The following is a 15,990-nucleotide window of genomic DNA, read 5'->3' as shown; positions in this document are numbered from 1 at the left end:
CGCCGCAAGGTCACTGGCCAATCAGGGATTTGCGGATCACATCCTGCTGTCGCCAATCCTCAAGCCCCTGATAAATCCCCAAAGCCATTTTCGACCGCCATTCCGGATCCTTGAGGTTTCTCAGATCTCTAGGACTGGAAAGAAACCCAAGCTCGACCAGAACCGAAGGAATATCTGCGGCTTTAAGCACCGAAAAAGACGCCGTGCGCAGGGGTTTACGGTTCATGGGACCGCCCTGCTGCGTCATACCGTTGGCAATCGATGTGGCGAGGGACAGCGTGCGCGGCTTGGTCTCCTGCCGTGCCAGGTCCAGCAAAACGTCAGCCACTTGATCATCCGAGCCACTGAGGTCGACGCCAGACAGCAGGTCGCCGCGATCATGCCGTTCCGCCAGTTTCGAACTCGCCACGTCCGAGGCATCATCAGACAAAGTATAGACCGCCGCACCATGGGCCTGCCCCTCGGACAGGGAATCGGCATGCAGTGAGATGAACAGGTCTGCACCCGCCCGGTGGGCCAAAGCAATCCGACGCTCAAGCGACACGAACTGATCCTCAACCCGCGTCAGGACCACTTCATATCCGCCGGAACGCAAAAGTACTTCACGCAGCTCGCGTGCGAAGGTCAGCATCAGGGTCTTCTCATCAACCCCACCAACCTCGGCCCCCGGATCTATGCCGCCATGGCCTGGGTCCAGCATGACGCGCAGGGGTCGATCAGAATTGCGGGGTGCTGTTTGCGGCAAGTTGGCAGGTTCTGGCAGATCCCAACCCGGATTGCGTGGCGCACCTGATGTCGCGTTGAATGTGTCGAAATCCGTGCCTTTAAGGTTCAGGGACAACAAAGCCGCGCCCGAGTCTTCTGCGATCGACAACTGCGCTGTCTCGACCGCCATCGGTGCACCCAGTTCCAGCACCAGACGCGACCAGCCCGGAACATAAGCCCCGAACTGAACACCGCTGATGCGATCAGATTGCAGGAAGTCCGAGGAATTCAACCCTGTCCAGTCGACCTCGTTAAAATCCAAAACCATCCGATAAGGATCCTGCAAGGTGAAGATCCGGTACGGCACACCTTGGCTGAGGCCGATATCCACTCGCACGCCAGTGCGCCCGACATCTGTTATGCGGCTCTGGTCCGGCTGAATACGCGCCAGCGCGCTGAACTCCTGCGCAACTGCACCACTCGCCAGCGCCCAAATCAGGGCGATGCAAAAGAAGATCCTGCTCATAGCCTCAAGTTTTCCCGAGATCGTTTGACCCGCAGCCTATACCACTGGCTGCGTTTTGTGAACGGTTCAGGCCTGTTCCCTGATCGCGCCACGCGCGGCCATGAACAGGCGTAAACGCTCAAGACCGTCTTCGATATCAGCCGTGGCCCTTGCGTAAGAGAAACGCAGGGTCGTGTGACCGCGCTGTGGATCGAAGTCGAGACCCGGAGTTACCGCAACGCCCGCCTTTTCAAGAACCTCGGCCGCGAAGGCACGGCTGTCATTGGTCAGGTCAGACACGTCGGCATACACGTAAAACGCGCCATCAGGCGGAGCGATGTTCGCGAACCCGGCCTTGGGCAGCCCGTCCAGCATCAGCGCCCGGTTTCGGCGATAGACGTCCAGATTGTCCTGCAACTCGTCTTCGCAATCCATCGCGGCCAGCGCTGCAACCTGGCTGGCATGGGGGGCGCAGATGAACATGTTCTGGGCAATCCGCTCAACCACACGCACCTGATCTTCTGGCACCACCATCCATCCGACGCGCCAGCCTGTCATCGAGAAATATTTGGAGAATGAGTTGATCACATAACACTCATCCGTCAGCTCCAGCGCGGTGACAGCTTTGGCTTCGTATTCCAGCCCGTGATAGATTTCGTCACTTATGAACGAAGCCCCCTGCCCCTGCGCCGCTTCTATCAGCGCGCCCATGGACGCATGATCCAACATGGTACCGGTTGGGTTCGCGGGCGAGGCCACCATCAGCCCCTTCAGGTCCATTCCCTGAATATCCTCGGCAACAGGCTGCAACCTGTTTTCAGGGGCAGTGGGCAGATCGACGGGCACCAGCCCCAACGCTTTAAGGATCTGTCGGTAGGACGGATAACCGGGCGCGCCGATACCAACCCGGTCCCCGCTGTCGAACAACGCCGTGAAGGTCAGCAGAAACCCGCCTGAGGATCCAGGGGTGATGACCACTCGATCCGGGTTCAAGTCAACATCATACCAATCGCCGTAAAGCCGCGCGATCCGCTGCCTGAGCGCGGGCAACCCCAAAGCCACCGTATAACCCAAAGGGCCTTGCTCCATTGCCTTTGCCAGCGCTTCGGTCGCGCCCTTGGGGGCCCCTGTCCCCGGCTGGCCGACTTCCATGTGGATGATATGGCGTCCGGCCTCTTCCGCTTTGCGCGCGGCCTCCATTACGTCCATCACAATAAACGGATCGACCCCGGACCGGGTTGAGTTTCTCATGCCCATCTCCCATGTTGCAGCCATGGCTTTTGAACGCGTATCCAGGCTGGCGTCAATCCCGGCTCTGATGCTTGCAGCTGTCGTCTGGCTTGCGGCAGTGGTTCAAGCCCATGCGCAAAGCCTGATCCGAGATCCCGACATCGAGCATGGGCTGCGTGAACTGGCATTTCCCATCCTGCGCGCGGCCGGTTTGAATACCAACCGCGTTCAAATCCTGGTCATCAACGACAACACGTTCAACGCCTTTGTCATCGACTACAACGCGATCTACGTGAACTACGGACTGATCCTGAGCGTCGAAAGCCCGGAAATGCTGCAGGCTGTGATCGCGCACGAAGCCGCCCACATCGCGAATGGCCATCTGGCACGGCGGGCCGAAAACCTGAAAGCGGCGCAGCGCAATGCCGGCTTTGGCACCGCTCTGGCCTTGCTGGCTGCTGCTGCGGGTGGTGGTGAAGCAGCCCTTGGTATTGCCGCCGGCACCCAGGGCGCCGCCCTTCGCAGCTTTCTGGGCCACACCCGCGCAGAAGAAGCCTCGGCTGACCGAAGCGCTGCAAGTTATCTGCGATGGGCCCAGATTTCGCCCAGCGGCATGGTCGAACTGCATCGGAAATTCGCCGGTCAGGAGCTGCTGAGCGTTGCCAATCAGGACCCCTATATGCGCTCGCACCCGACAAGCCGCGACCGTCTGCGTGCCGCCGAGGCCTTTCTGGACGAGTTTGGTGACAAGGCTATCCCCAACCCTAGCGCCGATTACTGGTTCGCCCGCGTCAAAGGTAAGCTATCCGCCTTTCTGCGGTCTCCAAGCTGGACTTTGCGGCGCGCCAAAGAAGAGACCGACCGTGACATTCGCCTGATGCGAGAGGCGTCGGCGCATCATCAAAACCGCGATTTGTCCCGCGCTCGCGCCGCCATAGATGAGGCTCTGGCCATTCGCCCGAATGACCCTTACTATTACGAACTCAAGGGGCAAATTCTGTTGGAAAACAGGCAAATAAACAAAGCAGTTCAAGCGTATCAGAGCGCGGTGGAAATGGCCCCGAACAATGCGCTGATCCTTGCAGGATATGGTCGTGCGCTGCTGGCGCAGGGTAACACCGATCAAGCCTTGACCGCGTTGGAAAAGGCCCGATCCCGCGATTTTCGCAATGCGCGCCTGATGCAGGATTTGGGCATTGCCTATGCCAAGGTTGGCAACAACGGAATGGCATCCACCGTGACGGCAGAGCGATATGCGCTGCAAGGACGGCTGGATGATGCCGGAATTCACGCAAAACGGGCTGTGGCCCGCTTGCCCGAAGGCTCGCCGGGTTGGCAAAGGGCACAAGACGTGCTGATTGCGTCAGAACGATTCAAGAAAAGTAAAAGGAAACGGAAATGATCCTCAGACATGCTGCACCTGCCCTTCTGGGGCTTTCCATGGCTGCGACTTCAGCGCAGGCGCTGGATTTGAACGCAATGAGCGATGCCGAAAAGGCCGAATTCGGCGCGCAGGTGCGAGAGTATCTGCTTGAAAACCCCGAAGTGATCATCGAAGCGATCAACATCCTTGAACAGCGAAATGCCGCAGCCGAAGCGCTGGCCGACAAGGAACTGATCGCCGCCAATGAAGAAGAACTGTTCAACGATGGCTACAGCTTTGTGGGCGGCAACCCGGACGGGGATATCACACTGGTCGAATTCATGGATTACCGCTGTGGTTATTGCCGCCGTGCCGTACCCGAGGTAGCCAGCCTGTTGGCCGAAGACGGCAATATCCGCTTGGTGATCAAGGAGTTCCCCATTCTGGGTGACGCGTCTGTCCTGTCCTCGCGCTTTGCCGTCGCCACCAAGCACGTGGCGGGCAATGAAGCCTACAAACAGGTCCATGACGCCCTGCTGGAGTTCACCGGCGAGCCATCAGAAGTGTCTTTGCGCCGCATCTCGGATGGTCTGGGGCTGGACAGCGATGCGATCATCGCCGCAATGGACAGCGACCGCGTGACGGACGAAATCACCCGCACCCGCGCACTGGCGCAGCGGATGCAGATTTCGGGCACGCCGTCCTTTGTTCTGGGCACCGAAATGCTGCGTGGCTTCCTGCCTGCCGATCAGATGCAACAAATCGCGGATGGTGTGCGCGCCGAGCGCGGCTGAACACATGGTGAGGCGGCTTAGCCCGCCTCCTACTATTGCAGAGCTCTTCTTTCTTTCAGATCACGAAGGCTCTGCACAGCATTCGCCCCAGCAAATAGCGTGTGGAACCTCTGATCTAACCGTCCCGACCGGGTTCGCTTGGATTACTGGAAAACAGCGCGATCTTGTTTCCTTGCGGATCGCGCATGTAACCAACATAGAAATTAGCCCCATAGGAGTCGCGAAAGCCCGGCTGGCCTTCGTCGGAACCACCTGCGGCAAGTGCCGCCGCGTGAAGGTCACGAACCTGCTTTTGACTTTGCGCCTCGAACGCAACCATCGTGCCATTCCCTGCCGAGGCCGGATGCCCGTCGAACGGGGATTTCACATAGAATTCCGGCAAAGCTTGAGACTGACCTGGCTGAGATGGAAGAGCGTAGCTTAAGTCGCCGTGATACCATTCCAATTCATATCCTAGGGCTGGCAGGAAAGCAGAATAAAACTGCTCTGCAGCTGCAATGTCGTCCACACCAACGGTGATATAGGCGATCATCCCTTTGCCCTTTCGTGGACATGACATTTAAGACGCGCGGCAAGCGTTGACCGAATAAGCGCCTACTCGGCCGCTTCGGCCTGCGCGTCCAGTTCAGCTGCCTTTTTCTCGACCTGTTCGACAATGTGATCAATCATCTGATCGTTTGACATCTTGTGGCTGGCCTTGCCGGCCAGGTAAACCATGCCAGAGCCTGCGCCGCCGCCGGTAAAGCCCACATCGGTCATCAACGCCTCACCCGGGCCGTTCACGACACAGCCGATAATTGACAGGCTCATCGGTGTCTTGATGTGTTCCAGCCGATGCTCCAAGGCGTCAACGGTCTTGATGACGTCGAACCCCTGACGGGCGCAGGATGGGCACGAGATAATGTTCACGCCGCGATGTCGCAGGCCCAGTGACTTGAGGATTTCGAAACCGACCTTGACCTCTTCCACCGGATCAGCGGACAGGCTGACACGGATCGTGTCGCCTATCCCCATCCACAACAGGTTACCCAAACCGATGGCGGACTTGATGGTGCCGCTGACCAGCCCTCCAGCTTCGGTGATGCCCAGATGAATGGGCGCGTCGGTGGCTTCGGCAATGCCCTGATAAGCAGCAGCAGACAGGAAAACGTCGCTGGCCTTCACGCTGATCTTAAACTCGTGAAAGTCGTTGTCCTGCAGGATGCGAATATGTTCCAGCCCGCTTTCAACCATCGCCTCGGGGCATGGCTCGCCGTATTTCTCAAGCAGATGTTTTTCCAATGACCCCGCGTTGACCCCGATACGGATCGAACAGTTGTGATCGCGTGCGGCCTGAATGACCTCTTTCACGCGGGTTTCATCGCCGATATTGCCCGGATTGATGCGCAGGCAAGCCGCGCCCGCCTCGGCGGCTTCGATGCCACGGCGGTAGTGAAAGTGAATGTCTGCCACGATCGGCACAGGGCTTTCGCGGACGATCTCTTTCAGTGCCTTCGACGACGCCTCATCCGGAACCGAAACGCGCACTATATCCGCGCCAGCCTCGGCTGCGGCCTGAACCTGCGCCACGGTGGCCGCCACATCGGTGGTCAGCGTATTGGTCATGGTCTGTACCGCAATGGGTGCATCACCCCCAACAGGGACGTTGCCGACCATGATTTGACGGGATTTACGACGATAGATGTCGCGCCAAGGGCGTACGTGATTGAGGGACATAAGGACGGATCCGCGTCTGCCAGAGTTGGACCTTTAGATAGTCCGACAACCGGGGCGTCGCAATGGTTAGATCACTCCGCGGGCGTTTCAGTCGCTTCGGTCTGCAGTTCCGCCACCAGTTGCTTTAGAGCGCTGTTCTGCTCGGCCTCAAGATCGGCTACGGCATACGTCTCGGACACTGCGTCTTTCGACAACACGACACCTTTGGCAACCGTACCCGGCGCACCCGCCGGACCGTAATGCTCGCCGTTCATAGAGAAGTAGACCGACCCCGAGGCCCCGGCCCGCAACTGCGGCGGCTCCTCGGTCAGAGGCACTTCAAAAACGCTGCCTTGTTCAACCGTGCCAAGGGTGCCTTCGAAAATGATACTGCCGTCTGCAGCCGTCACACGCATCCATGCCGGGTCAACAGCCACAATTTTAAGCGTCGTATCAATCTGTTCCACGACCTGCGGCAGCGCGGGTCGTTCGACCGTGTGAACCTTGGCCAGTTCAAGCTGCGGCAACTCGGGCGGACGGAAAGTTCCGACCTCACGTGGGTCAAGGGTCGAGATCGGGGCATCACGAGCAACCAGAACCGGCACGTCCAGCGCCTGTGGACGATAAAGACGATCCAACGCCTCGGTACTGGCCACTTCAACCGTATCGTCTGACGCGGCACCACGCACCGCATCCAGTGGATCAAGGTCGGACAGGACCACAGGGGCTTGCTCAACAGGGCTGACCTGCACCTGCTGGATTTTGTTCAAAACAGCCCAGCCGCCATAGCCGATGCCACCAATGACCGCCAGCAACACCAGCGAAGAGCCGATGGCGCGCGGTTCGATCTGACTGACCAGCGGCTCTTTGCCCGGAATATAGGGCGTATTGGGCGAGATGAACGGGTCGCGCCCCATAGGACCGCGCGACGGAAGACCGCCAGTGGATTTGCGGACCACAGATGCCTCGGCCGACATGCCATGGGCCACTTCAAAACCGCTTTCCTGGCAGAAGGTTGCAAAGGTCTCATCCGGGTTCATTCCCAAGTAGCGCGCATATGAGCGCACATACCCGGCTATGAAGCCGGGTGTATCAAACGCATCAGGGTCGGCGTTTTCGATTGCAGCAATGTAGTTGGCTTTGATCCTCAGTTCGCGCTGAACATCCAAAAGAGATTTGCCCATTGTCGCGCGCTCACCGCGCATCTTGTCACCAAGACGAATCTCGTAGTCATCAAACCCTTTTGGTCTGACGTCCACGTCTTCTTCGGACTCGCGCTGTGATCTGCGCCCAATCATCCCTGCTGCCCCATTCTGCCTGTCGCGTATTTCGCGTTAGCGGCGAATCATCCCCACAATGATTCGTCTGCCAATTTTGTTAGCCTAAGCTTAACACGCGGCAATCACGTTGCACACTTTGGCGTGAGGTTAACCGGCAAGTTCGGCGCGATTTAGCGCACAATGTGACCAAAGTTCGTCCATCGCCTGCACCAAACGGTTCATTTCGTCGGGTCCATGCACCGGAGACGGGGTAAACCGAAGCCTTTCGGTTCCCCGCGGGACAGTCGGGAAATTGATCGGCTGCACGTAAATGCCATAATCATCCAGCAACATATCACTGAGCTTTTTGGTATGCACAGGGTTGCCGACGATCACGGGCACAATGTGACTGCCATGATCAATCAAGGGAAGACCCATCCCTTTAAGTCGCAGCTTGAGGATCTTGGCCTGAGTCTGATGCTGGTCACGCAGCTCCTGCGCGGTTTTCAGATGCGCAACCGAAGCGGCAGCCCCTGCGGCAACAGCTGGCGGCAACGAAGTGGTGAAAATGAAACCCGGCGCATAAGAGCGCACAGCGTCGCACATCTTGGCACTGGCGGCGATGTAGCCACCCATAACGCCATATGCTTTGGCGAGGGTTCCGTTGATGATGTCGATCCGATGGGCCAAACGGTCACGTTCAGTCACGCCGCCGCCACGCGGGCCGTACATGCCAACCGCGTGCACTTCGTCGATATAGGTCAGCGCGCCAAACTCATCGGCCAAATCACAGATCTCTTCGATCGGGCCAAAATCGCCGTCCATAGAATAGACTGACTCGAAGGCGATCAGTTTAGGCGCTTGCGGATCGTCAGCTTCAAGCAACTCACGCAGATGCGCCACGTCATTGTGCCGGAAAATCCGCTTAGAACCGCCGTTGCGGCGCACACCTTCGATCATCGAGGCATGGTTCAGCGCGTCGGAATAAATGATCAGGCCGGGGAACAGCTTGGGCAGAGTGCTGAGCGTTGCATCATTGGCGATATAGGCGCTGGTGAACAACAGCGCGGCTTCTTTGCCGTGCAGATCAGCCAACTCGGCCTCAAGCCTTTTGTGGTAAACCGTGGTGCCTGAGATGTTGCGCGTCCCGCCAGACCCTGCACCTGCTGCGTCCACAGCCTCATGCATGGCATTCAGAACAACAGGGTGCTGCCCCATGCCCAAGTAATCGTTGCCACACCACACGGTGATGTTCTGCTGCGACCCATCCGGACGCGTGCGCACCGCATGAGGGAAATGTCCGTTGCGACGTTCGATGTCAATGAAGGTCCGGTAGCGTCCTTCATCATGCAGCCTGGCAATCGCTGAATCGAGCTGAGCAGTATAGTCCAACGGACCCTCCTTGAGCGCCCAAATTGGTTTCCCTTGGGCAAATAGTTTGCCACCCTACACAGTGCAACGTGTTTCAGCGGCTTTGCGTTCCTTAGTTTAGCTGGTTACAGCCGAACAGGTGAACCCAACTTTGATTTGCATCAAATAAAAGGTTGTGCCCCCTACGACAAGTAAAGTTCCGGCTATCGAACGCGTGGAAACGACGCAGGTACAGTCGCATCACAATGCGTCGTACGATACTTTGGTTTTCGTCAAAACCGCTCTGGACGGCGCTGATCACGCTGTTAGGGTTCGCCCAACCTAGAAAAGCAGGAGCCCCCTATGTCGCTAGACACCGTGCTGAACCGGATTGACGAAGATCTGCAAACCTCGATCGACCGCCTGATGGAATTATTGCGCATCCAATCCATTTCAACCGATCCCGCGTTCAAGGACGAGGTCAACCGCGCCGCAGATTGGTTGGTCAACGACCTTCGCAGTATCGGAATAGACGCGGAAAAGCGAGAAACGCCGGGCCACCCCATGGTTGTTGGCCATGTGGGAGAAGACGCAGACGCTCCGCATATCCTGTTCTACGGCCACTATGATGTGCAGCCGGTTGATCCGCTGAACCTGTGGACACGCGACCCATTTGATCCTGCAATCGAAGATACCGAGCACGGCCCCGTTATCCGTGGGCGTGGCGCATCGGATGACAAAGGGCAACTGATGACTTTTGTCGAAGCCTGCCGCGCCTGGAAGGCTGTGCATGGATCCCTGCCCTGTCGCATCACCTTCTTCTTTGAAGGCGAGGAAGAATCGGGGTCTCCATCACTAGTCCCGTTCCTTAAGGAAAACGCGGCCGAGCTCAAAGCCGACCTGGCACTGGTCTGCGACACCTCGATGGTCTCACGCGGGGTTCCCTCCATAGCTGCCCAACTGCGCGGTATGCTGAAGGATGAATTCACCATCATCGGACCCCGTATCGATCTGCATTCCGGCCACTACGGTGGCCCAGGCCTAAACCCCTTGCGGGAACTGTCGAAAATAGTGGCCTCTTTCTACGATGACGAAACCGGCCGCGTAACCGTTGACGGATTTTACGAAGGCGTACACGAAGTACCCGAGGATCAACTCCGCCAGTGGCAAAACTGCGGTTTCGACGAAGCAGACTACCTAAATTCGGTCGGCTACACCCAACCACATGGTGAAAAGGGGTATTCGACACTCGAGCAGCAATGGGCGCGTCCAACGCTTGAGGTGAACGGGCTTTGGGGCGGTTACAACGGGGCTGGTTCGAAAACCGTGATCCCATCCGAGGCACATTGCAAAATCACCTGCCGTCTCGTCGGTGACATGAATCCCGACGCTCTGCGCGACAAAATTCGCAAACATGTCGAGGAGCGTCTGTCTCCGGACGCCAAAGTGATCTGGGACAATGACCTTGAAGGCTCACCAGCCTCTGTCATGAATTTGGACCGCCCAGAGTTCGAAGCCGCGCGCGGCGCCTTGTCTGACGAATGGGATCGCGAGGCGGTCTTTACTGGCATGGGTGGCTCTATTCCGGTGGTCGGGTACTTCAACACCGTTCTCGGGCTAGATTCCATGCTGGTCGGTTATGCAAACGATGATGACGCAATTCACTCACCGAACGAGAAATATGATGTCAAAAGCTTTCACAAGGGCATCCGATCCTGGGCCCGCATTCTGGATGCTTTGAACAAGTAAAGTGTTTTTGCGAGGCTCTGCCTCGCGCTCCGAGGTATTTTCGGCCAGATGAAGTGCGGATCCCCTGCTTCATCTGGCTATAAATACCTCGGGGGAGTCGCGGCTTGCCGCGGCGGGGGCAGAGCCCCCTTCCCTTACATGTGGATCACGCGATCGTAAGCGTCCAGAACGCTTTCGTGCATCATCTCTGACAAGGTTGGGTGCGGGAAGACCGTGTTCATCAGATCTTCTTCGGTGGTCTCCAGCTGGCGTCCAACCACATAGCCCTGGATCAGTTCCGTCACTTCCGCGCCGATCATATGTGCGCCCAGAAGCTCTCCTGTCTTGGCGTCAAAGACGGTTTTGATCAGCCCCTCTGGTTCCCCCAGGGCAATAGCCTTGCCGTTGCCGATGAACGGGAAGCGCCCGACCTTGATGTCGTAACCCAGTTCTTTGGCTTTGGCTTCGGTGTAGCCAACGGACGCGACCTGAGGCTGACAGTAGGTACATCCTGCAATGCTCTCGGGTTTGACCGGGTGTGCGTGTTTACCCGCGATAAGATCCGCGACCATGACGCCCTCGTGACTGGCCTTATGCGCCAGCCATGGTGCACCTGCTATATCACCGATTGCGTACAGCCCTTCGACACCGGTGCGGCAGAATTCATCCGTCACCACATGCGTGCGGTCGATCTTGACCCCCAGCGCTTCGAGGCCAAGGTTTTCGACATTACCGACGATGCCTACCGCCGAAATCACGGTGTCGAAATCATACTTTTCGACCTTGCCCTCAACCTCGATATGAGCGGTCACTTTACCTTTACCCCGGTCCAATTGCTTGACCATCGCCTTTTCCATGATGGTCATGCCTTGCTTGGTGAAGGCCTTTTTCGCCAATGCGCTGATCTCGGCATCCTCAACCGGCAGAACGCGATCCATCACTTCGACCACGGTCGTGTCCGCGCCAAGCGTGTTGTAGAAGCTGGCGAATTCGATGCCAATCGCGCCGGACCCAATGACCAGCAGTTTCTTCGGCATACGTGGCGGTTGCAGCGCATGTTTGTAGGTCCAGACCAGATCACCATCCGCCTCAAGCCCCGGCAATTCCCGCGCCCGCGCGCCGGTGGCCAAAATGATGTTCTTGGCGGTGAGTTCTTCGGTGCCCTTGTCGGTCTTGACGCTGACCTTGCCCTTGGCAGCGATCGTGGCCTCGCCCATCACAACAGCAACCTTGTTCTTCTTCAGAAGATGACCAATCCCGCCTGAAAGTTGTCCGGCCACACCCCGTGACCTTTTGACTACCGCATCCAGGTCGTAACCAATCTTGTCAGCTTTCAAGCCGAAATCCTTGGCGCGTTCCATCAGATGGAACACTTCGGATGAGCGAAGCAATGCCTTGGTGGGGATACAACCCCAGTTCAGGCAAATGCCTCCAAGATGTTCGCGTTCGACAACGACGGTTTTCAGACCCAACTGGGCGGCACGGATTGCAGCGACATAGCCGCCGGGGCCAGCCCCGATTACGATCAGATCATAAGATTGTGCAGCCATGTGTCCCTCTCGGCGCAGGTGTTGAAAAATTAGTTTACCATTAAACTACTTTTCAAAACACATCAACAGGCGCGCCCCGCGACAAAAGCGACGCGAGGTAAGCCACACCTGAAGACGTGGATTTCAGCCTATACCCAAGCCCGCTCCATGGCTAGAACTGAACTGTCGACACCGTTCGGGCATTTCTTAACAAAGGACATTCAAGAGGCTGACTATGGCGAAAACACTCAAAGACCTGCTGCTTGCTTTGCTCAACGCCACGTTGATCCTTGTGGCCTTGTGCCTGTTTCTGGGCTGGCAGTTGGCGTCAAAGGTGGAGAGCATCACGGCGGAGTTTTCTGAAACAGTGCAAGTCGTTGCTCCGCTCCGAGAGGAGACAACGAACATTCGAACAGAGCTTGCGGCATTACGAGACGACTTAGCCGCGTTGCCGAAAAAGGCAATTGGTTTAGACAGTCAAACAACCAAGGATATCCAATCGACCTTAGCCCGACTAAATTCCTTGGAACAAAAGTTGCAGACAGCACAGGATAGGTTGATCAGTCTGGCAGACGAGCCTCAGGTTTTGATAGCCCAGACCATCAATAGCGGCGCGGACGTCGTGTCCAAGCGCATTTTGGATTTCAAAGGGTGTGAACCAGGCTCATAAGGTTATGCCGCGCGAACAAGGCGCGGCATGCCAGCATTTTCAAACGGTCAAACGGTTGCCTGAAGCTCGCGTACGGTGGTCCCATAACCACCCATGTCGACATAGGCAACTTCATGTGGTGTGGAATGACGCGACAGTGCTTCGTTCCGATAGGGGAACCGACCGAACTTGCGGATCACTTCGCGATGCGCCCGTGCGTGCAATAGATTGCTTGTGTCACCGCTCAGGTTTTCGCAGATCAAACGCACACAACGTTCCTGATCACACAGATTTTCCGAGTGCATCATCGGCAGATAAAAGAACTGCCGCGCGGGTTCGTCGATCTTTTTGTCCCACCCCTTGTCGACCGCGCATTTGGCAGCTGCCAAAGCCGCTCGGTCAGTCGCAAATGCACGGGCCTGCCCCCGGAACATGTTACGTGGAAACTGATCTGTCAGGATAATATACGCCAGCGATCCGCTGGGATATGTCAGCCAAAGCGAAAATCTGCCCTCAACCGCTGCTTCCCAAGTTGACAAGAAACGGTCTCGGATTTCCGCATCCAATGCGTCATCCTGCAGATACCACCCCTTGGGACCAACTTCATCTAACCAAAAACTCAATACTTCTTCAGGACCTACCATTGCCCTAAACTCCGTAATTTGCCCTCCCCAGGGACGTAAGGTCATTTAAGAATGTTTTACAGAATTGTGACAGTAACATATTGCAACATTTGCGACATATTTTCGTTTCTTAAGCGACTTCTTGCGTATCTTGCTCATCTTGTGCTGCTTCGATCACAACTTCCTGCGCAACTTCCAAAGCTACTGGCGACGATGTCGGCATAATCGGTGCAATTGTTCCGGTTTCGTCAACAGGTACATAAGCACGCTGGGTCATTCGGTAGAGCGCGTAGAACGCCATCGCAAACATCAGCGTCGCAATAAACAGGAAGAAACCTGCAGGGCCCATGATGCCGTTGCCCATCAGCCAACCGGTTATCAGCGGACCGGCAATTGCGCCCAGGCCGTTGATGAAGATCAGCCCGCCCGAAGCAGCAGACATGTCGTCATATTCCAAATAGTCGTTGGTGTAGGCGATCAGCAGGGAATAAAGCGGGCTGGTCATGCCTCCAATAACAAATGCACCGGTCAGCAGGATTGAGAAGGTCGCCCCGAAAAACATTCCCACCAGTGCGCCGCAGCCGCCGACGACGGAAACCGTCAGAATCAGAATCCGGCGATCCATACGGTCCGAGAACCAACCAATCGGGTATTGCAACAGAACCGAGCCAACATAAAACGCGGCCACAAAGGTTGAAATCTCGACCAGCGACAATCCGGCTTGCGCGCCGTAGACCGAGCTCATCCCGAACTGAGCCGAAAATATTCCACCCAGCAGGAACATGCCGACGCAGCCCAATGGTGATGTCTCCATCAGTTTGCGCAGTGTCATAGGCTTTGTTGTATCAAAGGCTGGTGTTGGTGAAATCGACAACAGGATCGGCGCGAAGGAAACCGAAACAAGGATCGAGGCGATCACAAATGTCTCGTACCCTGCCGGATCGCCCACCAGCAACAGGGCCTGCGCCGTGACGATTCCGGTCATCTGAACGATCATGTACAAAGACAAGGCCTGGCCTCGGTTTTCGTTGCTGGCCGCGTTGTTCAACCAGCTTTCTGCGGTGACATACACACCCGAGAAACAAAAGCCGATCACCACCCGCCCAAGTGCCCAGGCGATTGGGTTCGTGAGCATGGGGTACATGATCATGACGGCCGAGATGAAAGACGCAAGCGCTGCAAAGACCCGCACATGGCCGACGCGCCGGATCATTTCAGGGGCAAGTCGTGAGCCGCCCAGAAAGCCGACGAAATAGGCGGACATCACAATAGACATATGCAGAGTCGAAAACCCTTCGATCTCGCCGCGAACACCCAAAAGAGTGCCCTGAAGGCCATTTCCGACCATCAGCAACCCCATGCCGAGCAGCAACGCCCACGCGCTGGAAAGAACCTGAATCATTGGGGTCTCCGAGTGATGCCAAACTAAGTTGCGCTGTGTACTGCGATCAAAGACCGCTTCTGTCGCGCTTGTCTACGACATTGAACTGTTTTGATACTTCATGCGCGCCCCTCATGGGATCAAAAGCGACGCGTCGCCGTAGGAAAAGAAACGATATTTCTGTGTTATTGCATGATGATACAAATCAAACATTCGATCTTGCCCCATCAACGCGGACACCAACATCAACAGCGTTGATTTCGGCAGGTGGAAATTGGTCATCAACGCGTCCGTGACATGGAACTGGAAGCCCGGATAGATGAAAATATCCGTATCCCCTTCCCAGGGTTGGATGCGGCCGGACCGGGCCGCACTTTCGATCAGACGCAGGGCTGTGGTGCCCACTGGAATCACCCGTCCACCTGCGTCTTTGGTGGCCTGAATCTCGGCTGCCGCCTCGGGGCTGACCTGCCCCCATTCCGCGTGCATCTTGTGGGTTGTCACTTCTTCAACTTTGACCGGCAGGAACGTGCCTGCCCCCACGTGCAGGGTTACATGAGTGAAATTCACGCCGCGCTCGGCCAAAGCCAACAGAAGGGCATCATCGAAATGCAGCGAAGCGGTCGGCGCGGCTACGGCACCCGAATTACGCGCCCAGATGGTTTGATAGTCGGTTTTGTCCTGTTCATCCGCCGGACGTTTGGCCGCAATATACGGCGGCAACGGCATCGCCCCGGCTTGCTCCAGTGCTTTATCAAAATCTTCGCCACTCAGGTTAAACCGCAGATAGGCCTGCCCATCCTCAAACCGGTCCAGCGTGGCGCTCAGGTCATCCGAGAAGACAATCTCTTCCCCAACCTTCAATTTTTTCAAGGGCTTGATCAGAGCTGACCAAGTTGCATCGGCCTGAGGATCCAGCAATGTCGCCTCGATCCCGGCTGACACTGGACCTTGGGCACTGTCCCGATGGCGGCGACCATTAAGCCGTGCCGGGATGACGCGCGTGTCATTCAGCACTAGCCTGTCACCGGGTTGCAAAAAATCGGGCAGATGAAGGACGTGGCTGTCCGTTGTCTGATCCCCCTGCGCCACCAGCAGACGCGCAGAGGATCGCGGGCTAGCAGGCCGCGTGGCAATCAGGTCGTCAGGCAGGTGGAAGTCAAAATCGCTGAGTTTCAT

14 protein-coding genes are annotated in these 15,990 nt (G+C 56.9%); 4 read left to right on the top strand and 10 right to left on the bottom strand.

What is annotated here, in order from left to right; translation table 11 throughout:
• Positions 1 to 10 precede the first annotated feature (10 nt).
• Both GOV85_RS15410 and GOV85_RS15405 read right to left on the bottom strand, forming a co-directional pair.
• Complete coding sequence (locus GOV85_RS15410; RefSeq protein WP_171179706.1) at positions 11 to 1,231, bottom strand: N-acetylmuramoyl-L-alanine amidase; 1,221 nt, start codon at positions 1,229 to 1,231, stop codon at positions 11 to 13.
• Between the two features lie 66 nt (positions 1,232 to 1,297).
• Complete coding sequence (locus GOV85_RS15405; protein ID WP_171179704.1) at positions 1,298 to 2,461, bottom strand: pyridoxal phosphate-dependent aminotransferase; 1,164 nt, start codon at positions 2,459 to 2,461, stop codon at positions 1,298 to 1,300.
• Between GOV85_RS15405 and GOV85_RS15400 the strand changes: the two genes are divergently transcribed.
• A complete protein-coding gene (locus GOV85_RS15400; protein ID WP_171179702.1) occupies positions 2,460 to 3,842 on the top strand; it encodes a M48 family metalloprotease in 1,383 nt (460 codons plus the stop codon). The genes GOV85_RS15405 and GOV85_RS15400 overlap by 2 nt on opposite strands.
• Positions 3,839 to 4,597: a DsbA family protein gene (locus GOV85_RS15395; protein WP_171179700.1), complete on the top strand. Its 759-nt coding sequence runs from the start codon at positions 3,839 to 3,841 to the stop codon at positions 4,595 to 4,597. Before GOV85_RS15400 ends, GOV85_RS15395 begins: the two co-directional genes overlap by 4 nt.
• A 115-nt stretch (positions 4,598 to 4,712) precedes the next feature.
• Here the strand turns inward: GOV85_RS15395 and GOV85_RS15390 are convergent, their stop codons facing one another.
• From GOV85_RS15390 to hemA, 4 genes are all read right to left on the bottom strand, one after another.
• A complete protein-coding gene (locus tag GOV85_RS15390; RefSeq protein ID WP_171179698.1) occupies positions 4,713 to 5,129 on the bottom strand; it encodes a VOC family protein in 417 nt (138 codons plus the stop codon).
• Between the two features lie 62 nt (positions 5,130 to 5,191).
• Entirely contained in the window at positions 5,192 to 6,313 is a 1,122-nt protein-coding gene (gene ispG, locus GOV85_RS15385; RefSeq protein WP_171179696.1) for a flavodoxin-dependent (E)-4-hydroxy-3-methylbut-2-enyl-diphosphate synthase, read from the bottom strand.
• A 71-nt stretch (positions 6,314 to 6,384) separates the two neighbouring features.
• Positions 6,385 to 7,590 (bottom strand): helix-turn-helix domain-containing protein, encoded by a 1,206-nt coding sequence (locus tag GOV85_RS15380; protein WP_171179694.1) that lies wholly within the window; start codon positions 7,588 to 7,590, stop codon positions 6,385 to 6,387.
• A gap of 129 nt (positions 7,591 to 7,719) precedes the next feature.
• Positions 7,720 to 8,943: a 5-aminolevulinate synthase gene (gene hemA / locus GOV85_RS15375; RefSeq protein WP_171179692.1), complete on the bottom strand. Its 1,224-nt coding sequence runs from the start codon at positions 8,941 to 8,943 to the stop codon at positions 7,720 to 7,722.
• 321 nt (positions 8,944 to 9,264) lie between these two features.
• Here hemA and GOV85_RS15370 point away from each other — a divergent pair, with 321 nt between their 5' ends.
• Complete coding sequence (locus tag GOV85_RS15370) at positions 9,265 to 10,650, top strand: M20/M25/M40 family metallo-hydrolase (protein WP_171179690.1); 1,386 nt, start codon at positions 9,265 to 9,267, stop codon at positions 10,648 to 10,650.
• 134 nt (positions 10,651 to 10,784) lie between these two features.
• Here the strand turns inward: GOV85_RS15370 and lpdA are convergent, their stop codons facing one another.
• On the bottom strand, positions 10,785 to 12,179 hold the full coding sequence (lpdA, locus tag GOV85_RS15365; RefSeq protein WP_171179688.1) for a dihydrolipoyl dehydrogenase: 1,395 nt from the start codon (positions 12,177 to 12,179) through the stop codon (positions 10,785 to 10,787).
• 214 nt (positions 12,180 to 12,393) lie between these two features.
• Here lpdA and GOV85_RS15360 point away from each other — a divergent pair, with 214 nt between their 5' ends.
• Entirely contained in the window at positions 12,394 to 12,828 is a 435-nt protein-coding gene (locus GOV85_RS15360; protein ID WP_171179686.1) for a hypothetical protein, read from the top strand.
• 47 nt (positions 12,829 to 12,875) lie between these two features.
• On the opposite strand, the gene GOV85_RS15355 is transcribed toward GOV85_RS15360, so the two are convergent.
• The 3 genes from GOV85_RS15355 to queA form a co-directional block, all read right to left on the bottom strand.
• On the bottom strand, positions 12,876 to 13,451 hold the full coding sequence (locus tag GOV85_RS15355; RefSeq protein WP_171179684.1) for a DUF924 family protein: 576 nt from the start codon (positions 13,449 to 13,451) through the stop codon (positions 12,876 to 12,878).
• A gap of 109 nt (positions 13,452 to 13,560) precedes the next feature.
• On the bottom strand, positions 13,561 to 14,832 hold the full coding sequence (locus GOV85_RS15350; protein ID WP_171179682.1) for an MFS transporter: 1,272 nt from the start codon (positions 14,830 to 14,832) through the stop codon (positions 13,561 to 13,563).
• A gap of 111 nt (positions 14,833 to 14,943) precedes the next feature.
• Positions 14,944 to 15,990, bottom strand: a complete 1,047-nt coding sequence (queA, locus tag GOV85_RS15345) for a tRNA preQ1(34) S-adenosylmethionine ribosyltransferase-isomerase QueA (RefSeq protein ID WP_171179680.1) — start codon at positions 15,988 to 15,990, stop codon at positions 14,944 to 14,946.

Source organism: Ruegeria sp. HKCCA4633 (assembly GCF_013034605.1).
Taxonomy (GTDB): domain Bacteria; phylum Pseudomonadota; class Alphaproteobacteria; order Rhodobacterales; family Rhodobacteraceae; genus Ruegeria.
This window is presented reverse-complemented; position numbering and strand designations above follow the sequence as displayed.